Below are 24,806 nucleotides of genomic sequence, written 5' to 3'. Positions count from 1 at the left end.
CGATCCGAGCTATGGGTTGTATTTATTGACGGTGATAGTTTTCGAACCATCACTGCCGCACGTCCCCACGGACACAGAACATTCGAGAGTAACGAGACATGACTGAGCCGATTCGCTTCTACCACCGCAACGCGATCCGCGAGATCAAGGACGCGCCCGTCACCCGCACCGTCCTGCAATATCTGCGCGAAGACGCGCACTGCACCGGCACCAAGGAAGGCTGTGCCGAAGGCGATTGCGGCGCGTGCACGGTCGTGGTCGGCGAGCGCAACGCGGCGGGTGGCATCGACTTCAAGGCGGTCAACGCCTGCATCCAGTTCGTGCCGACGCTGGACGGCAAAGCGCTCTACACCGTCGAAGACCTGCGCCAGCCGGACGGCTCGCTGCATCCGGTGCAGGAAGCGATGGTGGAGTGCCACGGCTCGCAGTGCGGTTTCTGCACGCCGGGCTTCATCATGTCGATGTGGTCGCTGTACGAAAAGCACGGCCACGAGCATAGCTGCGCGAACAAGACCGTGCCGTCGCGCGAGACGATCAGCAACGCGCTGACCGGCAACCTGTGCCGCTGCACGGGCTATCGTCCGATCGTCGACGCCGCCGTGCGCATGTTCGAAGCGCCCGCGCCGAAAGCGCCGGTCAACATCGAAGCGCTGTCGAAAACACTCGCCACGCTCGAGCGCAAGGACACCTTCCATTATCAGCACGCCGGCCGCCAATTCGACGCGCCGCGCACGGTCGAAGCGCTCGCCAAGATCAAGGAAGCCGCACCGGCCACGCGTATTCTCGCCGGCAGCACCGACATCGGCCTGTGGGTCACCAAGATGATGCGAGATCTCGGCAACATCGTGTACGTCGGGCAGATCGCCGAGTTGCAGAAGCTCGAAACCAACGACGAATGGATCGAGATCGGCGCCGGCGTGAGCGTCGAAAAGGCCTACTCGGAAATCATCAAGCAGTACCCGGAACTGTTCGAAATGCAGCAGCGCTTCGCGTCGCTGCCGATTCGTAACGCCGGCACGCTCGGCGGCAATATCGCCAACGGTTCGCCGATCGGCGATTCGATGCCCGGCCTGATCGCCCTCGGCGCGCGCGTAATTGTGCGCGGCGGCGAGATCGAGCGCGAAATGCCGCTCGAAGACCTGTACCTCGCGTATCAGAAGAAGGACATGGCGGAGCATGAGTTCGTCGTCGGCCTGAAAGTGCCGTCACGCACCGGCGTACGGAAGAATTTGCAGTTCCGCTCTTACAAACTCTCGAAGCGTTTCGATTCGGATATCTCGGCCGTGTGCGCCGCGTTCTCATTCATCGCCGACGGCAACCTGATCCGCGAGCCGCGCATCGCGTTCGGCGGCATGGCGGCCACGTCCAAACGCGCGACGCACGCCGAAGCCGTGCTGCGCGACGCCGAGTGGCACGAAGCCACGGCACAAGCCGCGATGCTCGCGCTCGGCAACGACTACGCGCCGCTCTCGGACATGCGCGCGACCAGCAACTATCGCCTCGAATCGGCGAAGAACACGCTGTACCGCTTCTGGCTCGAAACGCGGCCGAACAATCCGCTGCCCAAGAGCGCGCTGGATGTGCGCGCGGTCGCTGCGGCGTGCGCGCCCGCAGGCGTCTAAGCCGAAGCCCAACGGATACGGAGAACACACACAATGAATCAGCATGCCGAACCGTTCCTGAAAGACCTCAAGGAGCTCGACGACTTCACGCAGGTCCACGTCTCGCGTCCGCATGAGTCCGCGCATCTGCACGTGAGCGGCCGCGCGACCTACACCGACGACATTCCGACGCTCGCCGGCACGCTGCACGCCGCGCTCGGTTTGTCGTCGAAAGCGCATGCGAAGATCGTCTCGATCTCGCTCGACAAGGTGCGCGCCACGGCGGGCGTGGTCGCGATCTTTACCGCCGACGATATCCCGGGCGTCAACGACGTCGGCCCGATCATTCACGGCGACGATCCGATTCTCGCCGATGGCCTCGTGCAATACATCGGCCAGCCGATCTTTATCGTGGTCGCGACGTCGCATGACACCGCGCGTCTCGCCGCGCGCCGCGCCGAAATCGTCTACGAGGAACTGCCCGCGATTCTCACCGCGCAACAGGCGCGCGCCGCGAACCAGCACGTCTTGCCGCCGATGAAACTCGCGCGCGGCGAAGCGGGCACGAAGATCGCTCGCGCCGCGCGTCGCCAAGCCGGCGAAATGCTGCTCGGCGGCCAGGAGCAGTTCTATCTGGAAGGCCAGATTTCGTACGCGGTGCCCAAGGACGACGACGGCATGCACGTCTACTGTTCGACGCAGCACCCGACCGAAATGCAGCACATGGTCGCGCATGCGTTGGGCGTGGCGTCGCATAACGTGCTGATCGAGTGCCGCCGCATGGGCGGCGGCTTCGGCGGCAAGGAATCGCAATCGGGTCTGTTCGCGTGCTGCGCCGCGCTCGCCGCATGGAAGCTGCTGTGCCCGGTGAAACTGCGTCCGGACCGCGACGACGACATGATGGTCACGGGCAAACGTCACGATTTCCACTACACGTATGAAGTCGGCTACGACGACCAGGGCGTGATCGACGGCGTGACGGTCGACATGACCTCGCGCTGCGGCTTCTCCGCCGACCTGTCCGGTCCGGTGATGACGCGCGCGCTGTGCCACTTCGACAACGCGTACTGGCTCTCCGACGTGACGATCGACGGCTTCTGCGGCAAGACCAACACGCAGTCGAATACGGCGTTCCGCGGCTTTGGCGGTCCGCAAGGCGCGTTCGCGATCGAATACATCATGGACAACGTCGCGCGCTCGGTGGGTGAAGATTCGCTCGACGTGCGCCGTCGCAATCTGTACGGCAAGACCGAACGCAACCAGACGCCGTACGGCCAGATCGTCGAAGATAACGTGATCCACGAATTGATCGACGAACTCGAAGCGACCAGCGAATACCGCGCGCGTCGCGCTGCGATCAACGAGTTCAACGCGAACAATGAAATCCTGAAGAAGGGCATGGCACTGACGCCGGTCAAGTTCGGCATCGCGTTCAACGTGACCCACTTCAACCAGGCTGGCGCGCTCGTGCACATCTACACCGACGGTTCGGTGCTGGTGAATCACGGCGGCACCGAAATGGGCCAGGGCTTGAACACGAAGGTTGCGCAGGTGGTCGCGCATGAACTGGGCATCGGCTTCAACCGCATTCGCGTCACGGCGACCGACACCAGCAAGATCGCCAACACGTCGGCGACGGCGGCATCCACAGGCTCCGATCTGAACGGCAAGGCCGCGCAGGACGCCGCGCGCCAGTTACGCGAGCGTCTGTCCGCGTTTGCCGCCGAGCGTTTCGGCGCGGGGAATGTGAGCGCGTCGGAAGTGCGTTTCATGCATGACCGAGTGGTGGTCGGCGACGCAATCGTGCCGTTCGAAGAATTGATCGCGAAGGCTTACATCGCGCGTATTCAACTCTGGTCGGACGGTTTCTACGCGACGCCGAAGCTCTACTGGGATCAATCGAAGCTGCAAGGCCGGCCGTTCTACTACTACTCGTACGGCGCGGCCGTGTCTGAAGTGGTGATCGATACGCTGACCGGCGAAATGCGCGTGCTGCGCGCGGACGCATTGCACGACGTGGGCGCTTCGTTGAATCCGGCGCTCGACGTCGGCCAGGTGGAAGGCGCGTTCATTCAAGGCATGGGCTGGCTCACGACCGAAGAATTGTGGTGGAACGCGGGCGGCAAGCTGATGACGCATGCGCCGTCCACCTACAAGATTCCGACCGTCAACGATACGCCACCCGACTTCCGTGTGCGCCTCTTCAAGAACCGCAATGCGGAGGACAGCATCCATCGTTCGAAGGCGACCGGCGAGCCGCCGCTGCTGCTGCCGTTCTCGGTGTTCTTCGCCGTGCGCGATGCGGTGTCGGCAGTCGGCGGCCATAAGGTCAATCCGCCGCTGAACGCGCCCGCGACCAGCGAGGAAATTCTCAAGGCGGTCGGCGCGGTGCGGGCCGCAACCGTAGCGGCGCGTCAATGAGCGTGGCCGTAGCGCAGCAATGAGCCGGGAAAGAAGCACGTGAACAACACACTCACTGGAATGATCGCCATGAACGATTTTTCATCCGTTCAGATCGGCCGACGCAGCGCTGTCCAGATGCCGCGTCCGGCACCGATGCATATCGTGCTGTTCGGCGCGGGGCACGTCGGACATGCGCTCATCAAGCTGCTCGGCAGCTTGCCGTGTGTGGTCCAGTGGGTCGACGAGCGCGACGAACTGTTCCCGGACGAAACGCCTGCCAATGTGCAAGTCGAAGCGACCGACACGCCGGACGCGATCGTCGATACGGCGCCGCCCGGCGCCTACTTTCTCGTCATGACGCATAACCACGCACTCGATTTCTCGCTCGCCGCGCGCATCATGCGGCGTCGCGATTTCACCTACTTCGGCATGATCGGCTCGAAGACGAAGCGCGTGAAATTCGAGCGTCGTTTGCTCGATCGCGGCGTGGATCTGGACCGGTTGGTGGAGATGACGTGTCCGATCGGCGTGGCCGGCATCGTCGACAAGGCGCCTTCGGCGATCGCCGTGGCGGTGTGCGCGGAGTTGCTGCAGATTCGCACGCGGCAGGTCGTGGCGCAACCCGCGACGCGGCGGCTCTGCGCGAGTGTCTGATGTCTGAGCAATAGATCGGATCAGAATGAGGCGCTCGACCGGCGTCCTTCGAACTGCAAACTCAAAAACGTCAGCCCGTTGCGGCTGACGTTTCTTTTTTGGGCGCCCGCTTCGCACGCCGCACCTTCCGCGCGACCAGCGTATCCGACACTTGAGACATCAGCGTACGCAGCCAGCCGACATCGCTCGGCCGGTCCGGCTGCGGATGCCACAACTGATAGCACTTGATGCGCGGAAATGGAATCGGCACATCGACCACGGCGAGCGGCAACATGTCCGCGTAGTGCATCGCGAAGCGGCGCGTCGTCGTGAAGATCAGATCGGATTGCAGCAGTGTCTGCGGCACCAGCCCGAAGTAGGGCAGCGTGGCGACGATGCGGCGCTCGGCGCGCGCCCGTGCGAAGCCGATGTCGATGGCGCCGCCGCTCGCGCCGCTATACGGCGTTGGCGCGAGATGCGGCGCGGCGAGATACGCTTCGCGCGTCAACGGCATGCGCGTCAACGGATGATCGGCGCGCATCATGCACACCACGGTGTCGGAGAACAGGTCGCTGCGCTCGAAACGCGGCTCGGGCTTCGGCCAGTTGCCGATTACGAGATCGAGTTCGCCGGCGTCGAGCGCGGCGGAATAATCGAGCAAAGGGCTGAGCGAACCGATCTCGAGCCGCGCATGCGGCGCCGCCTCGCGAAACTGCGCGATCACCGTCGGCATGAAGAAGTCGTTCAGATAGTCCGGCGCGGCCACGCGAAACGTGCGGCGCGAGCGGCCGGGATCGAAGTCGCCGTGCGGCGTCGCGACGAAGTCCACTTCGCGCAGCACGCGTTGGGCGGAAGCCAGCAGCGATTCGCCATATTCGGTCGGCACCATGCCCGACTTGCCGCGCACGAGGATCGGGTCGTTCAGCGTTTCGCGCAGTTTGCGCAGCGCGGTGCTGATGGCAGGCTGGGTCTGATTCAGACGCAATGCGGTCTGCGTGACGCTGCGCTCGACCAGCAGCGTGCGCAGCACGCGCACGAGCCAGATATCGAGGGAAGCGGCGGTGTCGTCCATGGTTTAAGCAAGGCGGGGCAAACGAATCGGATCCGGTGAGGCGCCGCACGCAGCCACCCGCGAGAACCCTCGCAAGCGCGCAGCGCCAACGCGCACGGCGCGAAGGTCATAACCTTAGGCCCGTTTGCGGTGTAGCGGCATAGCGGGCCCGGTATGGCCGGCATCAGCAGGGCTGTTTTGCCGGGACAAAGCCGCGCAAGCGAGTCACATCAGCGAGCCACATAAGCGCCGTGCCTTGCGCGTTTTGTCCGCTTTACGTTGACGTATCGCCTACGTTTGAATGTCCGCGAGCCCCGACGGCAGCGAACTGATCCGTTTGACTTCTTTCGATTCGAGCCAGTTCGGCGTGCGCGCGCAGTACAGCACCATGGGCAACGCGTCCTCACCCCAGAACAATTGATCGTTCAGAAAGAAGGTCGGCACGCCGTAGACGCCCAGGCCGATCGCATCCGCCGTATTGCGCTGCAATTGCTCGAGCACCGCTGCGCTTTTGATGATCTCCGGACCGTCGGGCATGCCGACGCGGTCGCACAACTCGGCAAAGGCTGTTTCTGTGGACGGATCACGGCCTTCACGCCAGATGAAACGAAAGATCTCGCGCACGAAGTTGACGTCGCCCTTCGCCGCGGTGGCGAGCAGCAACGGCTTCATGGAATCGAAGGGATGCGCCGGCGGCATCTTGTACGGAATGCCGAGTTGCTCCGCGCGAAACAGCGCGTGCCGGTACAGGAAGGTGCGTTTCGAGGGCACCCCATAAGCCGGCCGCTGTCCCCAGTGACGATACAGATCGTTCAGGACCACCGGCGTGAACACGAAGTCGAAGCCCGGCCATTTGTCGTGCTGCTCCAGCAACAGGTAGGTGAACGGCGAGACAAAGTCGTAAAACCACAGTGGTTGCCTGGCGTCGATGCCAACGGTCATAAATGTCTCCCGGATTGCCTGTTCCGCACGGCGCGTCTGCTGCACCGTCGGAATTGTAATGATCTTACGCGGTGCAGCCGCGGCTTGCACCCGTCAATATGGTTTGGCGTTGCCTTCGTCGCTGCCGTCGCGTGTTTCGCCGATTTCGGCCGCTTCGTTCGCGGCGGGCGGCGTGGGTTCCGCGCCGCGCTCGTCTGAATCGTTCTGCGTGCCTTCCGCTGCGTTGGCGGCGTCGTCGCGCTGGGCGTCGCGAGCTTGCATGAGCCGCTGGCGAACGAAGCCGATATGCTCGCGCAGCACGTAGAACTGATCGGCATAGGCAAGCGGCATCTTCAGACCGTTGACGGATTCCTCGATCGCGTCGAGCCGCTCGATCAGCGAGGCACGCTCGCTCGGCGAATGATCGCTGAGCGCGCTGCGTTCGATCGCGATCAGCGCGCCGTACCAGCGGTAAATGCGCGACTTCACCCGCCATGCATAGAGTGAAGGCACGAGGCGCAAGGCCGGCACCAGCAACACGATCAGCGGCACGACGACCACCAGCAGCCGGTCGGCGAGACTCGCGAGCCAGAACGGCAGGATGCGGTAGAGGAAGCTCTTGCCTGACTTGTAGTAGCGGGCGGCGTCGTCGCTGATCGGGAAATCGTGCGCGCGCGGCGCCGGAAATTCGCCGGCGCGCTGCATGATGTTCGCCTTGCCGTGCACCTCGCGGGCCGCTTCGATGAGCAGATCGGAAAGCGCGGGATGCAGCGAGTCGCGCGCCACCAGCTCGGCGGTCGGCGCCACCATGTGAATCGGCGCGGACGGCAGGTTCTTGCCGAGGTCGAACGCGCCCATCGGCATTTCGAGTTGCGTCAGGTAGGGAAAGCGGCGCGTGTAGGCGTCGGCCTGCGAGAAATCGTAGAACTGCACGTTCGGCGTGCGGTACAGCTTGCCCATCACCGCGGGTTGCGCCGAATCGCCGGCGAGGAAGGCTGCGTCGACCTTGCCGGAGACGAGTGCCTCGGCGGCGTCGTCGCCGGAGAGCGGCAGCAGTTTGGTCGCGCCGCCCGGCACGATGCCGTTGGCCTTGAGCAGCGCGAGCGCCAGTTCGCGCGTGCCGCTGCCTTCGGCGCCGACCGCGAGCCGCTCGCCCTTGAACTCGGAAAGCCGCGTGACGGTCGGTCCGTGATAGAAGATCGCGAGCGGCACATAGGCCACGCTGCCGAGCGACATCAGCCCGTCAGCCGCCGGGCCGGGCGCGACGCCGTCCTGCACGAAGGCGACATCGACGTTCGACTTCGGGTCCGACAGCCGCTTGAGATTCTGCAACGAGCCTTCCGACGGCAGCACGTTTAGCGTGATGCGGTTGCGCGCGAGAATCGTCTTGTACTTTTGCGCCGCGGTCCAGAAGGTGCTGCCTTCGGGGCCGGCGCTGATGGTCAGTGTGCTGGGCGGCGCGGGCTGGATCAGCCGCACGGCGACCCAGATCGCGACGGCGGCGATCAGCAGGATCGGTCCGAACGAGACGGCGAGATCGCGCCAGGAGATCGCGACGAAACGGGCGACGAGACGGGGAGGGCTTTTGCGGCCGGTGGCTGGCTTCATCGGATGACGTGACGGCTACGGTCGAAGGTGAACAAGGGCGGCGCTTTGGCGGTGCGCAAGCCGGGCGAAGCGCTCGCGCCGGCCCGCTTGCCGTGAGTGGCGCGCAAGCCGCGCGGCAGCGCGCGTCGCGCCGATGGTACCTGAGATTGACCGCCCGGCGAAACGCGTGGCGGCAGGCAGCGCCGACAAACCCGTAACAAATCGTGAACGTGGCGTGACAGCCTGCGCGCCTGACGCGATTCGCATCTTAAGCGTCTCGAGTATGACTAAACCCGTCTAAACCCTTTGCGCTTCCGGCCCGGCTAGATTAAATTGTGCATCGCTGCCGCGAACGGATGTTTGCGCGGCGCGACCCGGCACGACACACAAGAACCGGGCGCGTCGGCGGACCTCGCGGCTTGCCGGTTTTCGTACCGCACTGCATGCCCGTCATCGCGGGCGGCAACGGCAATCGGCCTCTCTCGCCTCTCGCACATCGTGTTACTGCCATAGTCGGCCGTTTGCCGGCCGCGCCTTGTCGCGCGCGCCTGGCATGGCCGCCGGAAGTCGTAACGAAGCCGCTTGTAGATGCGGTCCAATGTGAAGCAAAGGAGAAGAAAAGCTATGAAATCGGTCGGTTTTCTGAAAACGCTGGGTTCGGTTGTGGCAATGGTGGTGGCGTGCAATGTGTACGCTCAGGCAAGCGACGCAATGGCAACCGGCACGATGGCCGCGCCCGCTGCGAGCGCCAAGTCGACCAAGAAGGCGAACAGCCAACTGGGCCGCAAGGTGCGTAGCGTGCTGGCCAAGACACAAGGTGTCGACGTGTCGAACATCGCCGTGCGTGCTCGTGGCGGCGCGGTGACGCTGACGGGTTCGGTGCCTGACCAAGGCCAGATCGACGCTGCCGGCCAGGCCGCCAAGGGCGTCGCCGGCGTGACGTCGGTGTCGAACAAGCTGACCGTTGTGCAGCAGTAAGCAGGCTGCGGCAACTGGCGCGGGCGGTTCACGCCGTCATGCGCCAGTGTGAAGCAGGCGTGCACCAGGGTTCCGGCAAAAACCGGAGCCTTTTTTTATTTTATCTGGCGATTATTGACGCGGCGATGATAGGGCTCAGCCGTTTCGAACTGACCGGCGGCACGGCCGCGGTCCGTCTGTGCGCTGTGACACACTGCCGACGCACTTCAGAGCGTACTGTGAGGCGTTGGGAACCGGAGTCAACGCCATGGAAACCCCGCTTTTGCGTTATACCGATCTACCCATCGGCGATCGGGCGGCTTTCGAACTGGTGTGCGCGCGGCACGGTTTCGCGCCGGCCCATTTCGACATCAGTGCCTGTGCGGATCCGGGCGATGTGGCGCACGAGCGTCTCGTCACCGTGCGGCGCGGCGGCTGGGCGCAGTCCTATCACGATCATCACGGTCAATGGATCCGGCAGTTCGAGTCCGATCTGACCTGCCGGTTCTTCAAGTAGCCGCGGGACTTTCGCGTTGCCGCGCGTCGATTTGCTCGTTTCGGCGTCAGCCGGTTTTCAGGCCAGCACGAGGCGCACGCCGACCAGCGTGAGCGTGGCGGCGAGCAGGTTGCGCAGCAGCGCGTCCGGCGCGCGCGACGACAGATAGCTGCCGATCGCGATGCCCGGCAGCGATCCCACCAGCAACGACAGCAGCATCGACCAGTCGACCGAACCCAGCAGCCAATGGCCCGCGCCCGCCAGCAGGGTGAGCGGCACCGCGTGCGCGATGTCCGAGCCGACGATGCGCGTGGTGGGCAGCAGCGGATAGAGCAGCAGCAACACCGTCACGCCGATCGCGCCCGCCCCGACCGAAGTCAGCGACACCAGCACGCCGAGCACCGCGCCGGTCAGCATGGTGAGCGCGAGCGTGCGTCCCTGACTCGGCGTGCGCAGTTTGCGCGCGCCGAGTGCCGCGAGTTGCGGACGAAACACCAGCGCCACCGCCGTCACCAGCAATGCCACGCCGAGCACGACCTGGATCAATCGGCTGGCGCCGGGCGTGTCCATCCCATAACGATGCAGCAGGATCAGCGTGATGGTGGCCGCCGGCACGCTGCCGGCGGCGAGGCGCAGCGTGACCTGCCAGTCGACGGAGCCCTTCAGGCCGTGCACCAGCGTGCCGGTCGCCTTGGTCGCCGCCGCGTACAGCAGGTCGGTGCCGACCGCGGTGGCCGGATGCACGTTGAACAGCAGGACGAGGATCGGCGTCATCAGCGAGCCGCCGCCGACACCCGTCAATCCGACCAGAAAGCCGACAAACAGGCCGGAGACGGAGTACAGCAGATCGATGTGGGGAAGTGCCATTGAGCGGACCGCTGACGGTCGGGTGGGTTGGACGGGTTATAGGCGGCAAGGCCGGCGCGCCGGCCTTCGACAGTCGATGGAGGGCGGCGGGAGGGCCGCCGCGGCGCGGCGAAAGCCGCTATTGTCGCAAAACCGCTGCGTTTGCGTATGAAGCGATGCGTGTACGGTCGATCAACGCTGGCGAGTCGGGCCGGCTCGCGGCCTTTTGCGCAGGCGTACGGCGATGTGTTGTCGCCCGCTCAAAGCGCCCGGCGAATTTCCACGACGCCGAACGCCGCCAGCGTGAACCCGACAATCCGGTCGATGGCCACGCGCAGTTTGCTGCCGATCGCATGGCGCGCGAGCGACACCACGGTCACGAGAAAACACCACCACGCGATCGAGCCGCAAAACACGCCGCCTACCGTGGTCAGCGCAACGCTCGATGAAAACGCGCCGCGCGGGGCGAGCGTGGTGAACAGCGCGGCGAACATGATGACCGTTTGGGGATTGGTCAGCGTGAGCAGCAAGGAACTCGCGTACGCGCGCAGCGCGCCGGCGCGGCCCACTTGCGCGAGCTTGCCGTTGCCTTCGCCGTTGCCGTTGCCGTTCGGCGCATCGGCGGGCGCTTTTTGCAGCAGCGTGCGCACACCCAGATACAACAGGAACAACCCGGCCAGCAGATGCAAGGGCCGGTCGTACGCGAGCATGAATTGCGAGATGCTGACGAGGCCGAGCGCCGCGATCAGACCATAGGCGGCGTCGCCGGTTGCGATGCCGAAACCGATGGCAAGCCCGGCCTGCGGACCGCCGGTCAGCGTGCGGCGGATGCACAGCATGCCCATCGGGCCGACCGGTGCGGCAATCGCGAGGCCGACGCCCGCGGCGGTGAGGAAGAGACTGGTGGTGGACATGGCTATCTCTGGTTGATTTGTTCTGGTTCGTGCCGCGATTCGCTTGCTGCGCAAAGGTTCGCGGCCGGCAAGGCCCTCAGGATAGCCAGACCGGAAAAGCCGGGCAAGTGCGGATCTGATTGCAGGTTGAAGCGAGGCGGGTGGTCCAAGCGGCCTGCATGGCCAAGTAACCCATGTGTCGGCCCGGCTGAAACGATCCCGGCGTCCTGAGCGAACCGGGCAACTCAAGCGAACCCGGCACCCCAGGCAACTCCCGCGGTGGATACCCTGGGATGGCCTCGGCCGCCGTCATCGTCGGGCATAATTTTCCCACTTCAAACCTTGGGAGCACGCCCGCTCATGTGGCAGATCGATCAGGTGACCTTGCGCTTGTTCATTGCCGTCTGCGAGGAAGGCACGATCGCGCGCGCGGCCGAGCGCGAGTTCATCGCGCCGTCTGCGGTCAGCAAGCGGCTCGCCGATCTCGAGGCGCTGGTCGACGTCGCGTTGCTGTCGCGCAGCCAGCGCGGCGTGCGCGCGACCGCCGCGGGCGAGGCGCTGCTGCGGCATGCGCGGCTCATCATGCGCGGCCACGAACGCCTGCAGGCCGAACTCAGCGAATACGCAGCCGGCGCACGCGGCCATGTGCGCGTGCTGGCGAACGTGTCGTCAATGGTCGAGTTTCTGCCTGAGGCGCTCTCGGCGTTTCTGAAAGCGAACCCGCGAATTCGCGTGGACGTCGAAGAGCGCGTCAGCGCGGAGATTGTGCGAGGGTTGGAAGAGGGCGTCGCCGATCTCGGCATCTGCCGCGACGCGGTGCCGCTGGGCAGTCTCGACGTCGTGCCCTATCGCTCCGATCATCTCGCGCTGATCGTGCCGCGCGATCATCCGCTCGCGGGCGAGGCCGCGATCAGCTTCGAGCAGACGCTGGCGTTCGACCACCTCGGACTCTCGTCGAATGCATCGGTGAACGCGCTGATGCAGCGCATCGCGGTGGAGAAGGGCCACGAACTCAACTATCGCACCTACGTGTCGACGTTCGACGCCGCCTATCGTTTCATCCAGGCCGGCCTCGCCGTGGCGATCCTGCCGCGCGAAGCGCTGCCCCGCCATGCCGCTGACGAATACGGCATCATCGCCGTGCCCTTGCGCGAAGCCTGGGCCGAACGGCGCTTCGTGATTTGCATGCGCGACCGCCAGGCACTGACGCTCGCGGCGTCGCATCTGCTCGATCATCTGTTGAACGCGGTGTGAGGCGAAGCCCGCGGACCCAGCGGCGATCCGCGCATCAAGGCCCTCTGAAAAGCCCTTAAGGGTTTCCCCTTTGCGACGGCTCACGCCCGTCCCGCCTGCCTGAGCCGCCATCGCGAGCGGCGATGGAGTGCGTCGCCAACGCAGACTTTCGCGCACGCCGATGCGCGGGCACGCTGTCACTCAGTTGCTTCATCTCCCCGCATTCTCCGCAGCATTCAAGACCGGGATTCAAGACCATGAGTGACATCCAGGAGCGCGTCGTCGTGACCGAAGTCGGTATGCGAGACGGTCTGCAAAGCATCGCCCGCACGATGCCCACCGAGTTCAAACGACGCTGGATCGACGCCGCCTATGCGGCCGGCGTGCGCCATATGGAAGTCGCCTCGTTCGTGCCGGCGAAGCTGCTGCCGCAGATGGCCGACGCCGACGCAGTCATCGCCCACGCGCTCGCCTACGACGATCTGATCGTCACGGCGCTGGTGCCGAACGTGAAGGGTGCGCAGCGTGCGCTCGAATCCGGCGTGCACCGGATCGTCGCGCCGATTTCGGTGAGCACCGCGCATAGCCTCGCGAACGTCCGGAAGACGCCGGCCGAGATGATCGAGGCCTTCGCGGCGATGCGCGAGTTGATCGACGGCGCGTCGAAAGCGGGCGCGCGGCGCGTCGAATTGATCGCCGGGTTATCGACGGTGTTCGGTTGCACGCTGCAAGGGGCGGTGCCATACGCGGATATCGCCGCGATCGCCCGCGCCGCGGCGCAAGCGGGCGCCGATGTGATCGCGCTCGGCGACACCACCGGCGAAGCGACGCCGCGCCAGGTCGGCGAGATCATCGAACTGGTGCGCGACGTCGTGGGCGGCAAGCTGCGCTCGCTGCATTTCCACGACACGCGCGGTCTCGGTCTCGCCAACACGCTGGTCGCGCTGCAACACGGCATCCGCGAATTCGACGCGTCGCTTGCGGGGCTCGGTGGCTGTCCGCATGCGCCGGGCGCGACAGGCAACGTCAACACCGAAGACCTCGTGTTCATGCTCGACAGCATGGGCTATGAGACCGGCATTGACCTCGACCGTCTGCTCGCCTCGCGCGCCGTGCTCGCCGACGCTCTGCCCGGCGAACCGCTGTACGGCTATCTGGCGCGCGCCGGCTTGCCCAAACAGTTCAGCGCCGCCCGTCAACGTTTCGAATCCTCCGACTCGCAGGTACTGCAATGAATCCGCTTTCTTCTTCCCCTTTTTCTTCGGCGCCGCAACCGCAGTCTGGCGCGCTGCCGCTCGCGGGCATTCGCGTGGTCGAGTTGTCGCATATGGTGATGGGCCCGACCTGCGGGATGATTCTTGGCGACCTCGGCGCCGAAGTGATCAAGGTCGAACCGCCGCGCGGCGACGGCACGCGTCGTTTGCTCGGCACCGGCGCGGGCTTTTTTCGCACCTTCAATCGCAACAAGAAAAGCGTGGCGCTCGACCTCGATAGCGAAGCGGGACTGGCCGCGCTGCACAAGCTGGTCGATACGGCCGATGTGTTCGTCGAGAACTTCAAGCCCGGCCGCATGGCGAGCCTCGGTCTCGATTACGCCTCGCTGCGCGAGCGCAATCCGAAGCTTATCTACGTCTCGCACAAAGGCTTCCTGAACGGTCCATACGAACACCGTCTGGCGCTCGACGAAGTCGTGCAGATGATGGCCGGCCTCGCGTATATGACGGGACCGGTGGGCCGCCCGTTACGCGCGGGCAGTTCGGTCAACGACATCATGGGCGGCATGTTCGGCGCGATCGGCGTGCTTGCCGCCTTGCACGAACGGCACGCGAGCGGCCGCGGCAAGGAAGTGCAGAGCGCGCTGTTCGAGAACTGCGTGCTGCTCTCCGCGCAGCACATGCAGCAGTTCGCCGCGACCGGCGTGCCCGCCGCGCCGATGCCCGAGCGCATCAGCGCATGGGCCGTGTACGACGTGTTCACGCTCGCCAACGAAGAGCAGATGTTTATCGCCGCGACCGGCGACGGTCAGTGGCGCGCGCTGTGCGCGATTCTTGGCCGCGCGGATCTGCTGGCCGACCCGCGCCTCACCACCAACAACGACCGCGTGCAGGCGCGCGAATGGTTGCTGCGGACGCTCGGCGAAACGCTGAGCCAGTTCGAAGGCGCGGCACTGGTGCCGCAGTTCGAGCGTGACCACATTCCGTTCGCGTCGATCACGAAACCCGAAGAGCTGTTCGACGACCCGCATCTGAACGAGAGCGGCGGTCTCGCTCGCCTGACGCTCGACGACGGCAGCGAAACCGCCATGCCGCTGCTGCCGATTTCACTCGACGGTGCGCGTCTGCAACCGCGTCAACCGATCGCGAAGATTGGCGAGCACACCGCGCAAGTGCTACGCGATCTGGGCTACGACGAAGCGCAGATCGCGGCGTTGAACGGCGGCTCGAATCAGATGCCGCGTGAAGCCGCTGCCTGAGCGCTGTGTTCGGTGCATCGAACTTAGTCAAATCAATCTCATCCGGCGCGAGACCGGACCAAGGAGACAGACGATGAAGTCGTCGAATCAAGCGGTGTATGCAACGGCGGTCGGCGATGCCGGCGCGCTCGGCGGATTGCCCTCCGGCGCGGGTGCATCTGCGAATGGCCTTGCCGACGAAATCGCGCTGGACGGCGCGCGCATTTCCGCGCGGCTCGACCGCCTGCCGGCCACGCGGTCGATCTGGAAGCTGGTGATGCTGCTGAGCCTCGGGCTGTTCTTCGAACTGTATGACCTGATGTTCTCCGGTTATATCGCCCCGGGACTTGTGCGCAGCGGCATTCTCACCGCGACGACACACGGGTTGTTCGGCACGAGCGGCGTGGCGAGTTTCATTGCGGCGTTGTTCGCGGGTCTGTTCATCGGCACGGCCGCGTGCGGGTTTCTCGCCGATCGCTTCGGCCGTCGAGCGATCTTCACGTGGTCGCTGCTCTGGTACACGGCGGCCAACATCATCATGGCGTTCCAGGATACGGCGCTTGGGCTCAATCTGTGGCGTTTCATCGCGGGGATCGGCATTGGTGTGGAGATCGTCACGATCGGCACGTACATCTCCGAACTCGTGCCGAAGCATGTGCGCGGACGCGCGTCGGCGTGTTCGCAGGCGGTCGGGTTTTGCGCGGTGCCGATCGTCGCGTTTATGTCGTATCTGCTGGTGCCGCATCGTTACTTCGGTCTCGATGGCTGGCGTCTGGTCGTGCTGACCGGCGTGGTCGGCGCGATCGTGGTGTGGTGGATCCGTCTGCGTCTGCCGGAGAGCCCGCGCTGGCTCGCGCAAAAAGGCCGCATCGACGAAGCGGACGCGATCATGACGCGGCTCGAAGCACGCGTCGAGCGTGAGTACGGACGGCCGCTGCCGGAGCCGGCGTTGCCCGAACCAGTGCGCGCACGGGCGGCGTTTCGCGATCTGCTGGTGCCGCCGTACCGCAAACGCACGTTGATGCTGATCATCTTCCACGTGTTTCAGACGATGGGGTATTACGGTTTCGCGAACTGGATTCCGACCTTGCTGATCAAACAGGGCATTACGGTGACGACGAGTCTGATGTACGCGAGCATCATCGCGATTGCCGCGCCGCTCGGGCCGTTGCTGGGCTTGCTGATTGCCGACCGCTTCGAGCGCAAGACGGTGATCATCTGCATGGCGGCGGTGAATGTGGTGTGCGGGCTGGCGTTCAGCCAGGCGCGCGAGACGGTCCTGCTGGTGAGCCTGGGCGTGTGTCTCGTGCTAGCGGGAAATATTATTTCGTATAGCTATCACGCGTATCAGGCCGAGTTGTTTCCGACCAGTATCCGGGCGCGGGCCGTGGGATTCGTTTATTCGTGGAGCCGGATTTCGGCGATGTTCTCCGCGTTCGTGATCGCGGGATGTTTGAGCCGCTTTGGCGTGGACGGCGTGTTTGTGTTTATTTCCGGAGCGATGGCAGTGGTGATGCTGGCCATTGGAATGCTCGGGCCGAAGACACGGGACGTGGCGCTGGAGGATATTTCGAAGTAATTCGCTGACGAGAATGCCCGCCGGTGTGTGGCGGGCTTGCTTGCTTTAGTGCTTCTTCTGCGTTGCCGACACGCTCGGTGCTACGCGGATCGGCGGCGCGCCGGATGGCGAAGTGGCGGGTTGGGGTTTCTTCGCCTGCTTCGGTTTCTTGACTTCGCGGTTACTGCGCATTTGACCTTTTGCCATGATGGACTCCCCAATTGGCGGTTTTTGCTCTACATACGAGCAATACGCTAGTGTGCGCCTGTTTTAGCACTTTATGTTGGGGTTTCTGTTTTCCAGGCGCTTGCCTGACTTGGGTCGCAGCGAAACTTACATCAGGCCCAGCAGCCTGGCTGGCGCGCAAGTCACGCAAGAAATCTGGCCGGTTTTTTCCAGTGCGATGAAAGCAATTGCCAGCGCCACGAGAATAATCGACGCGACGGCGAATATCTGTTTCTTGCGCGAGCGTCGCGAAACGGCGTCGGCAGCGGCCGCCATCTCGGGCACGGCAGCCACGGTCTGCACCGCTACTGCGGGCTCCGCATGCAGCGCGTCGACATCCTTGACGAGTTCCGAGAGCACGCCCAGTTTTTTGCCCACAATCTTTCGCTTGAGATGGACGCGCTTGAGTTCGCTCTCGAGTTCGGTGAAATACGACTCCAGCGAATTCGATTCGGCTTTCAACCGTTCGAGCATCGACGATACGTCTTCGGCTGCTTCAGGTGTGGGGAGGGGAATGTTGTGATTCCAGCTTTCAGCGATCGGATTTCTGTAGTTCATCTGGTAGGTGTTGCTCACGTCTTACCTCGCCCGCTGAGATTACTGGCCTATCGACCGTTTAAAGGAATAGTGGATTGTAGGCAGCCCAAACTTGCTTAGCTATAAGACAAATCTCAAGGTATTGGTGCGATCCTGCGACATCGTGGCTCGTTTTCGATACAGACCTTGCGGTGCCTGTTTCGAACGGTCAAAAAAAGAACGTCAGCCGGCCCATGAGCCGGCTGACGTTTTCATGTCCGCCGAGTACCCGAATCCGGGTCTGTCAAACGCGCGTCTTACATAGCGGCGTAACCCACCGGCGTCGTCGCGTTGGCCTTGGCGACCGACGCATTGTTCGACACCACATACACCGGCGATTCGGTCAGATTGAGCGTCAGCACACCATTGCTGTAGTTCGCATTGGTTGCGTTGCCCATCATGTCGACCACCTTCACGGTGCCGCTCGTGCCCGGCGCGTCGACGTTGAGGCTGTACGCAACGCTATAGGTCGAGCTGAAGCCCGCGCTCGCGCTCCACACGTTATTGTTGTGCGCCCACAAGGCGGTGACGACCGCGCCGTTGCCCACTTGCTGGAACGCGTAGGCGTAGACGCCGGTAGGCGTGCCGTTCACCGGACCGAGGGTGGTGGTGCCATCGAGCGTGTGCGTCATCGCGCTGATCGCCATGGCGACCGGCTTCGGACTGATATTGGTCGCGCCGTACGCGCCTTGCGCATCGCTTAGGTCGAAGAAGGTGCCGTAGCCGACTTCATCCGGATAGTCCGCGCCGTAGAACACGTAGGTCTGATCCGCGCCTTCGCCGAGCGTGATGATGTGCATGCGCGCAGCGACCGCCGCTTGTGCGTACAACACGTTCGCGGTCGGATAGTTCGGACCGTACGACGTGCCGAGGTCGTAGCTGATGCCCGCTTCCGTCGAGAACAGATGCATGCCGGTCCGATAGTCGGTGGCCATTTCCGCGCGCAGGTTGCGCATCTGGCCGCGCAATGAACCGTCGGCGGTGGCCGGGTCGCTGTCGTAGCGCTCAGGCGGATGCGACGGCGACGTGCCCGCGTCGTAGTAACCATGCGTGGCGACCGCGTCGATGTATTGGCCAAAGCCGAGCGACGCGAGGCGCTTCAGGTGCGAAGTGGTCAGGCTCGGGAAGGCATCGGCCGGGCCCATCACCATCGCGTGCGGGTCGGTCGAATGAATGCCCTGGTAGGCCGCCTGGTACAACGCGACAAAGTTGGCGTCGGTGTCGGTCCACATCTGGTTCGGTTCCCACGTCACCTGATAGTAGTTCGCCGACTGGGTCGGGAAGTACGCGGCGCGAATCGCGTTCGATTCCGTGCCGACACGGCTCATATAGCTCTGGTAGTACGACATGTCGGTCGGCAGCCTCGTGTCGTCCTGGAAGGCGCCGGTGCTGCTCGCCCACGCGGGAATGCCGTCGAGGCGGATCAGGCGCATCACGTTGCCGCTCTTGTAGAACGAGTCGAGATTATTCGCCGACGGGTTGAACGTGTTCGGTCCGTTCGGTTCCGTGCTGGAGAGCTGGCGATCGTCGATGGTCGACGAAATGCCCAGCGCGGCGAGCAGCGGACCGTTGTCGTTCGCGCCCTGCATGCCGAAGCGATGCTGCTCCTGGCGCGCATACGTCACGGCCGGAACGACGCCGGACAGGTTCGGCGTCACGCCGAAGCTGGCGATGCCGACCGGACGCGTGCCGGCTTGCGGCAACTGGCCGCCGTTCTTGGCCAGCGTGCCCGTCGCCGCGAAATAGCCGGCAAGTGTCGAGGTGCAGTCGAACGTGATGGTTTTCGCGCCGCTCGGCACGGCGGTGCTGCCGCTCGCGGCGACGCGGCCGAGCGTGTCGGTGACGGCCCAGTTCAGCGTGTCCGCGCTCGGCGCGTTGGTGTTGAAGACGAGCTGGAAGGTGCTGCCGGACGCGAAGATGCGCGTGCCGTCGGCGCTCGGCGTATCGGCCGAGATCGTTGCGCTGCCCGAGCCGCCCGACGTGGTCGGCGAGGCGCAGCTCATCGCCGCGGTGGCGCCCGTGGCGCTCAATGCAGCGGTGCCGGTGCTGGCGTTGCCGGCGGCAGAGGTGCTGGCCGAACTGCTTGAACCGCTGGTGCCGCCGGACTGCGCTGCCGCGGTGCTGGCGGCGCCGTTACTGCCGCCGCCACCGCCGCCGCATCCGGCGAGTGCGAGAGAGAGTGTCGAGAGTAGGAGTAGTCGTGATTTCATCAATCTGTAAGCAATGCGTTAGCTGATCGTGCGTCTACGTCCTCGCGCAAAGCGCGTTGGGGAGGTCGAGCGAACAGCGGGGTTCATTTGCAAGCCAGCCGATGACCGAGGCTTCGACACTGGCGTCCTGAGTGCGCAGCGTCGTGACTGCGCGAGGGTGATGCCTTCCCGGGATGCCGGCTCCGAAGCGCTTCTGTGCAAAGAAGCGTTTGTCATACGAAACCGCACCGCTGACATGAGCGGGTTTTGGCGGAATCGGACGACCGGGGAAAGTACGACGAAAACGGCCAGCCTATTGAGGAGTAGCGCGATTCAGATCGCAGCACGTGAAGTCACCGCGCAAGCCGACGAACTTTTTACTGTCCGTAGGCTGCAACAGCCCAGTTTGGGAAGAATCGACCGCAACGATACGCATTAGTATGCTTAAAAGACGTAACTAGTCGTTACGTATGAACATTAATGCAGTACTAATTGCTTTATTCGTACGAAATATCTGTCAGGCGAGACTAGTATTTGTCCGCCACGTCGAATTAGGGTCGTAAAAAGTTGAAACGGATGCCTAACTATCTGGCGGGATCAATCGACTGAGAAATGGGCGTTAGCGCTCATTGGTCAGCCGAAAAGCTCTTAGGGTTGGCGTAAAAGTGCTGGACCTTGGGTGTAAGGTTTCTTCGCGACATGGACTTCGCAGCGGAACTGTCGCTGTTTTACGAAAGCACTGATGCGCTCCGAAAAGCGGAGCGCGCCAACCACGATGTTGGATGCCGACGTTATCTTTGCGTCTGCTATAACGGGGGCGGCATCCCTCCGCTGCGCAAAAAAGGCGGTTATGCAGAGAGATAGATCGTGAGGATTCTTCAACTGGTTCATGCACCGCGTTTGTCCGGGGCGGAAGTACTCGTAAAGGGATTGGCCATTCATCATCAGCGCGGTGGCCATGAGGTCTGCATGACATCGCTGCTGCCGGAGCAGGAGGATTTCGCCGCCATTCACGCAGAACTTCAGGCGGCCGGTGTCACGTGTCTGTTTCCCGAGGTTCGCTATGGCAGGGTGGGAAAGCTGCTGCATCTGTATCGCGTGGTGCGGCGGTTCCGGCCCGATTTCATCGTGGCTCATGCCACGCTTGCCGCGCTTTATGTGCGCCTTCTGCCGGTCCATACGCCGATCGCATGGGTCATGCATTCTGGCGTCAACGATTTCGAGAACGGTGCGCTCAAGCGCGCCGAACGCCTGCTCTCGCGACGCGCGAGAGCCGTCATCGGCGTGTCGCAGCAGAATATCGACGACTACCTTCGGGAGATTGGCCGCCATCCCTCCATGGTCGTGATTCCGAATGGTGTGGATGCGCAATTGTTCTCGGAAGACAACGACGTCGTCGCGCCAGATATCGGCGTGCACCCGAAGCAGATCGTCCAGCTCGGCCGCTATATCGAAGGCAAGAGCCAACTGGACACGATCCGCGCGTTCGAGCGCGTGTTGCAATCGGAGCCGGAGGCACGTCTGTTGTTGTGCGGCGTCGTCGAAGATCTCGACTATCACGGGGCGGTGCTGTCGCTGGTTCGTCAGCTGGGTCTGGAAAGCAAGGTGACGGTGGGCGGCCCGCGTTCCGACGTCGCCGCGATTCTGCGCGCCTCGCGCGTCTTCGCGATGCCGTCGCGTTTCGAAGCACAGAGCATTGGTTTTCTTGAGGCGCTTGCGTCGGGCATTCCAGTCGTGGCGAGCCGGATTCCCTCGTTCGGTTTTGCGAGCGCGTTTGCCGGCGTCAGTCTGGTCGACACGACCGATGCGGAAGCCTACGGCCGCGCTCTGTTGCACGCGCTCGACACGCCGCGCGCGAACCGGCAGCTGGCCGGCTACACGCTGCACGACACCGCGGATCGTTACATGACGATCGCGCGCAAGTTCGTTCACCCGCTCCGGGTTTCGGCCTGACGTCGATCGGGCCGGCCGGCTTGCGTAACGTTATTGCGCGAGCCGGTCGATTCGCACGGTCTCCGAGAAAAGCCCCGGCAGTTTGCCGAGTTCCTGCACTTCGCCCAGCGTCAGGCCGTTTCCGGATGGATAGCGCGTGATTGCCGGCGCGCCGCCGGTGAAATAGAAATCGCCGAGGGTCGCGTCGGTCCGTCGAAACAGCACGAGTGCCGCCCCCCGTTTGTCACGCACGAATTCCGGAAACACATCCGACCACGACATGCCATGCAATGTCGCCGCCTGGGCCGGCGCGCTCGCCGCGCCGCTCAGGTCGAGCGTGGCGACGTCGATCATGGCTTCTTCGCTCGATTCGTCCAGATGCGGCGTCAGCAGGATCAGCGTGTTGCCGTCGCGGCCATGCACGGCGCCCATTGTCACTTTCACGAAGGCGGGGGCAAAAGTCGCCGGCAACACGTTGCGCTCGCCGACGCTCATGCGCGTGCCCTCGTTGGCGATCGGCGTGATCGCGAGGCGTCCGTCGGCGCCGTCCACCGCGACCAGCGAGGCGCGCGAGCCGGCCGTTTCGCGTGTCAGCAGATTGACGTTCTGCGGCAGATTTCTGGCCTGCGCCCAGAGCACCGGCGGCGATCCCATTGAGATGCCCGATCCTTGCGCAGACGCCATCCATAGATCGAGCCCGCTGTCGGGCCGCTTCTGCGCGATCAGCACGCTGGCTCGTCCGGTGCCGGTAAAGTTCGCCGCCACATATTGCTGCGTCAGTTCCGGCCTGAACGCGTTGCTCGTTTGCAGCCAGAGGCGAGGAGTCTCGAACGATTCGCCGGTACTGCGAAGCAACCAGAACGCGGTCCCGCCCTGGCGCGCCGCGACGATCATCAGATCCGCCTTGCCGTCGCCGTCGAAATCGCCGAGCAGGAAGCGCACGCTGTCGAAGCACAGTTTGTCGCCGGCGCAACTCGGCGCGCTCGCCAGGGGATCGAAGGGGACGGCGCTCGCGTACCACAGCGCGGGCGCCGAAGCCTTGGTAAGCGACGCGGCATACACGTTGAATCCCGGACCGTCGTGTTGCCGCTGTACGTACACCACGGACTGTTCGCCCGAGCCCGCGATGTCGCCGACCATCGCCGCGGCGAGCCTCAGGTCGTTCGCCTGCGTGTGTTGCGTGGTGGCCCAGCGGTAGCGCGTGGTGAGCGCGGTGCAGCCGCGCATGGTGAGCTTGCCGTCGTTTTCGCCGAGACAATGCCGCATCGGCGTATAGACGAGGCCGAAGTCCCACGGCGTCCAGCTTTGCGCCACGTCCCATTGATCGCAAGTCTCCGCGACCAGGTAGCCGTCGCGCTCGGCGATACATTGCGACGTCGCGACGCTCACGAGCGCGGCGTTGCGCGTATTGCCGGGATACACGGTCAGCGGATCCCAACGCCATTGCTGCGCGGACGAGTCCGTGCAGGCGGCGAGTGTCGGCGCGCGGCCTGGTCCCGTGGAAGTCAGGCAGCGGCTCGCCGCCGCGTTGAACAGCTGGATTGGATGAGACACGAAATCCGGCACGCGGCGATCGGTGCGATCGTCAACCACATAGCGGCGCGAAATCCAGTTGCCATCCCACTGAAACTCGCCGAATACATGGGACGACTCGCTGCCGTCGATGGAAAAATAACTGGCGACGATGTCACGCTTGCGCTGCACTTCGGCAGCGGGAAGATTACCGGGCCAGCCGCCGGTCGGATAGGTGACGTGGTAGACGATCGGCACGCCTTTGCCGAGTGTCTGCGCGACGTGGCGAGTAATACGCGCGGAATAGATATGATCGGGATGCTCGATAAACGGCACGGTGTCCGGATTGAGCGTGTAGATCAGCGTCGCCGGCGCGAGCATCGCTTTTAAAGTCGCCGACAGCGAATCGCGATCGTATTTCACGCGCACGGAGCCGTCCGCGTTCATCGGATACGTGGAGATCGTGGCGTGTTGTTCCCACAACAGGCCGAGCGGTACGCGGCCGCCGCGCACGGCGCCGCCGGGCAGGCGAAGTTCGAGCAGGCGCACTTGCGGCCTGGCCTTCAGCACCATCTGATGCACGAGCTTGCCGGCAATCGTAACGTTTGATTCGAGCCACTCGTCGGGCACGCCGGCCATGCGCGCATAAGCGAGGCGTGAGGCCCGCTCGCGGGTTTGAACGTAAGCGAAATCCGCACCGTTGGCACCGCCGATCAGATGCACCGTAGTGATGCACCAGCCCGCGTCGAGACGCTCGCTGATGGCGGGGTCTACGAAGAGCAGATCGTCGTCGAGGTGCGCGACTACCGTGACCAATGTGCCGGGGCCGCACTCGGCCGCGCGCGCCGCGCCCGGCAGGAAGGCGAAGAAGAGAACCGCGAGAAAAGCAAAGAATGAATCGCGAACGAGCGGGCTTGCCGATAATCGCATGGTGATTCGAGCTCTGACGGTGAGCTCGCATCATACTGCGGCGGCCATGACCGGCACGTTGCCGAACTCACAGTCCGTCGCAAATCGCGCCTTGGCGCGGGTTCAGCCTCGTGCGACGGCCTGCGGCTGCGTTAGAGGAAGTAGGCTTTGGTGTTGTCGTGGACGTCCGCGCGCGCGAGCAGTTCCGAAGGCGCGAGCCAAAGGTATTCGCTGTGCTGCTCGGGCCGTCCGAGCGGCGCGGTGCCCGGGAGCGTGAGCGAATAGGCGAGCACGATGTAATGCGTCGACACGTCCGGCTCGCCCGCGAAATTGTCGCTGTAGTGATGCTCGAACACGCCTTCGAAGCGCGCCGTCGAGCGCGCCAGTTTCGCGATGCCCAGCTCGGCGTCAGCGATGCGGGCAAACGCGGCGTCGAGTGTTTCGTCTTTGTGGATGCGACCGCCGGGAACGAACCAGGTGCCACGGGCAGGGCGGTTGCGGCGGCGGCCTACCAGCACGCGCCCTTGCGTATCGCTGACGATCAGATCGAACGCAACCAGAGGCGTGAGGCGGACCACGTCCAGGAAATCGATCTCGGTCAACAGCATGTCATCTCCCGCGTTTCTCGCGCCGGTTGAACGCGTCATCAGCTAATAGTCGCGATGGTGATCATCGTGTCGCGTGAGCCGGCCCGACACGCTCGTCAGAAAAAGCGCGAGCACAATCGCGCCGATCGTCGCGAAGAGAAACGCGCCGATCAACGCGGCCAGTATCAGCGTCATCCATGCAAGGCCGTTCATGTCTCGGCTCCGGCGTGTTGGTAGGCATGCTA

Annotated in this window: 23 protein-coding genes; 11 read left to right on the top strand and 12 right to left on the bottom strand. The window is 64.0% G+C overall.

The genetic code is table 11. The annotated features are described in order from the left end of the window. The first annotated feature begins 98 nt into the window (after positions 1-98). The 3 genes from xdhA (at position 99) to xdhC (ending at position 4,658) form a co-directional block, all read left to right on the top strand. On the top strand, positions 99-1,622 hold the full coding sequence (gene xdhA, locus B0G71_RS16535) for a xanthine dehydrogenase small subunit (protein WP_116142795.1): 1,524 nt from the start codon (positions 99-101) through the stop codon (positions 1,620-1,622). Between the two features lie 33 nt (positions 1,623-1,655). Next, entirely contained in the window at positions 1,656-4,022 is a 2,367-nt protein-coding gene (gene xdhB, locus B0G71_RS16530; RefSeq protein WP_116142793.1) for a xanthine dehydrogenase molybdopterin binding subunit, read from the top strand. A 69-nt stretch (positions 4,023-4,091) separates the two neighbouring features. After that, the gene (xdhC, locus tag B0G71_RS16525; protein ID WP_258875618.1) at positions 4,092-4,658 is read left to right on the top strand and encodes a xanthine dehydrogenase accessory protein XdhC; all 567 of its coding nucleotides are present in this window, start codon (positions 4,092-4,094) and stop codon (positions 4,656-4,658) included. A gap of 70 nt (positions 4,659-4,728) precedes the next feature. Here the strand turns inward: xdhC and B0G71_RS16520 are convergent, their stop codons facing one another. The 3 genes from B0G71_RS16520 to B0G71_RS16510 form a co-directional block, all read right to left on the bottom strand. Continuing rightward, on the bottom strand, positions 4,729-5,709 hold the full coding sequence (locus tag B0G71_RS16520) for a LysR substrate-binding domain-containing protein (protein ID WP_116142789.1): 981 nt from the start codon (positions 5,707-5,709) through the stop codon (positions 4,729-4,731). Positions 5,710-5,979: 270 nt separating this feature from the next. After that, on the bottom strand, positions 5,980-6,630 hold the full coding sequence (locus B0G71_RS16515) for a 2-hydroxychromene-2-carboxylate isomerase (RefSeq protein WP_116142787.1): 651 nt from the start codon (positions 6,628-6,630) through the stop codon (positions 5,980-5,982). 93 nt (positions 6,631-6,723) lie between these two features. Then, positions 6,724-8,217, bottom strand: a complete 1,494-nt coding sequence (locus tag B0G71_RS16510) for a TAXI family TRAP transporter solute-binding subunit (RefSeq protein ID WP_116142785.1) — start codon at positions 8,215-8,217, stop codon at positions 6,724-6,726. A gap of 603 nt (positions 8,218-8,820) precedes the next feature. Between B0G71_RS16510 and B0G71_RS16505 the strand changes: the two genes are divergently transcribed. Further along, positions 8,821-9,174 (top strand): BON domain-containing protein, encoded by a 354-nt coding sequence (locus B0G71_RS16505; RefSeq protein WP_116142783.1) that lies wholly within the window; start codon positions 8,821-8,823, stop codon positions 9,172-9,174. Positions 9,175-9,421: 247 nt separating this feature from the next. After that, a complete protein-coding gene (locus B0G71_RS16500) occupies positions 9,422-9,670 on the top strand; it encodes a hypothetical protein (protein WP_106284444.1) in 249 nt (82 codons plus the stop codon). 57 nt (positions 9,671-9,727) lie between these two features. On the opposite strand, the gene B0G71_RS16495 is transcribed toward B0G71_RS16500, so the two are convergent. Both B0G71_RS16495 and B0G71_RS16490 read right to left on the bottom strand, forming a co-directional pair. After that, positions 9,728-10,516: a sulfite exporter TauE/SafE family protein gene (locus B0G71_RS16495; protein WP_116119051.1), complete on the bottom strand. Its 789-nt coding sequence runs from the start codon at positions 10,514-10,516 to the stop codon at positions 9,728-9,730. Between the two features lie 239 nt (positions 10,517-10,755). Then, positions 10,756-11,409 (bottom strand): LysE family translocator, encoded by a 654-nt coding sequence (locus B0G71_RS16490; protein WP_116142781.1) that lies wholly within the window; start codon positions 11,407-11,409, stop codon positions 10,756-10,758. 339 nt (positions 11,410-11,748) lie between these two features. Between B0G71_RS16490 and B0G71_RS16485 the strand changes: the two genes are divergently transcribed. From B0G71_RS16485 to B0G71_RS16470, 4 genes are all read left to right on the top strand, one after another. Then, positions 11,749-12,642 carry a LysR family transcriptional regulator gene (locus tag B0G71_RS16485; protein ID WP_116142780.1) on the top strand — a complete coding sequence of 298 codons (894 nt, stop codon included), beginning with the start codon at positions 11,749-11,751 and terminating at the stop codon, positions 12,640-12,642. 236 nt (positions 12,643-12,878) lie between these two features. Next, entirely contained in the window at positions 12,879-13,856 is a 978-nt protein-coding gene (locus B0G71_RS16480; protein WP_116142778.1) for a hydroxymethylglutaryl-CoA lyase, read from the top strand. Beyond that, complete coding sequence (locus B0G71_RS16475) at positions 13,853-15,094, top strand: CaiB/BaiF CoA-transferase family protein (protein WP_116142777.1); 1,242 nt, start codon at positions 13,853-13,855, stop codon at positions 15,092-15,094. Before B0G71_RS16480 ends, B0G71_RS16475 begins: the two co-directional genes overlap by 4 nt. A 73-nt stretch (positions 15,095-15,167) precedes the next feature. Beyond that, a complete protein-coding gene (locus tag B0G71_RS16470; protein ID WP_116142776.1) occupies positions 15,168-16,652 on the top strand; it encodes an MFS transporter in 1,485 nt (494 codons plus the stop codon). A 45-nt stretch (positions 16,653-16,697) separates the two neighbouring features. Here B0G71_RS16470 and B0G71_RS41380 read toward each other — a convergent pair whose 3' ends face one another. The 3 genes from B0G71_RS41380 to B0G71_RS16460 form a co-directional block, all read right to left on the bottom strand. Beyond that, entirely contained in the window at positions 16,698-16,838 is a 141-nt protein-coding gene (locus B0G71_RS41380; RefSeq protein ID WP_166679071.1) for a hypothetical protein, read from the bottom strand. 126 nt (positions 16,839-16,964) lie between these two features. Further along, the gene (locus B0G71_RS16465) at positions 16,965-17,432 is read right to left on the bottom strand and encodes a hypothetical protein (protein ID WP_116142775.1); all 468 of its coding nucleotides are present in this window, start codon (positions 17,430-17,432) and stop codon (positions 16,965-16,967) included. A 257-nt stretch (positions 17,433-17,689) separates the two neighbouring features. Next, positions 17,690-19,231, bottom strand: coding sequence for a hypothetical protein (locus B0G71_RS16460; protein ID WP_258875616.1), 1,542 nt, complete (start codon positions 19,229-19,231; stop codon positions 17,690-17,692). Between B0G71_RS16460 and B0G71_RS41990 the strand changes: the two genes are divergently transcribed. Then, entirely contained in the window at positions 19,206-19,652 is a 447-nt protein-coding gene (locus B0G71_RS41990; protein WP_258875615.1) for a hypothetical protein, read from the top strand. The genes B0G71_RS16460 and B0G71_RS41990 overlap by 26 nt on opposite strands. A gap of 617 nt (positions 19,653-20,269) precedes the next feature. On the opposite strand, the gene B0G71_RS41375 is transcribed toward B0G71_RS41990, so the two are convergent. Continuing rightward, entirely contained in the window at positions 20,270-20,581 is a 312-nt protein-coding gene (locus tag B0G71_RS41375) for a hypothetical protein (protein ID WP_181916948.1), read from the bottom strand. Here B0G71_RS41375 and B0G71_RS16455 point away from each other — a divergent pair. Further along, positions 20,489-21,574 (top strand): glycosyltransferase family 4 protein, encoded by a 1,086-nt coding sequence (locus B0G71_RS16455; RefSeq protein WP_116142773.1) that lies wholly within the window; start codon positions 20,489-20,491, stop codon positions 21,572-21,574. The genes B0G71_RS41375 and B0G71_RS16455 overlap by 93 nt on opposite strands. A gap of 30 nt (positions 21,575-21,604) precedes the next feature. Here the strand turns inward: B0G71_RS16455 and B0G71_RS16450 are convergent, their stop codons facing one another. The 3 genes from B0G71_RS16450 to B0G71_RS41370 form a co-directional block, all read right to left on the bottom strand. Further along, positions 21,605-23,995, bottom strand: coding sequence for a PIG-L family deacetylase (locus tag B0G71_RS16450; RefSeq protein ID WP_116142772.1), 2,391 nt, complete (start codon positions 23,993-23,995; stop codon positions 21,605-21,607). A gap of 131 nt (positions 23,996-24,126) precedes the next feature. Continuing rightward, entirely contained in the window at positions 24,127-24,579 is a 453-nt protein-coding gene (locus B0G71_RS16445) for a GDP-mannose mannosyl hydrolase (RefSeq protein ID WP_116148657.1), read from the bottom strand. Positions 24,580-24,624: 45 nt separating this feature from the next. Then, positions 24,625-24,774 carry a hypothetical protein gene (locus tag B0G71_RS41370; RefSeq protein WP_166679073.1) on the bottom strand — a complete coding sequence of 50 codons (150 nt, stop codon included), beginning with the start codon at positions 24,772-24,774 and terminating at the stop codon, positions 24,625-24,627. Positions 24,775-24,806: the final 32 nt, after the last annotated feature.

This window comes from Paraburkholderia sp. BL27I4N3 (genome assembly GCF_003386115.1).
Taxonomy (GTDB): domain Bacteria; phylum Pseudomonadota; class Gammaproteobacteria; order Burkholderiales; family Burkholderiaceae; genus Paraburkholderia.
This window is presented reverse-complemented; position numbering and strand designations above follow the sequence as displayed.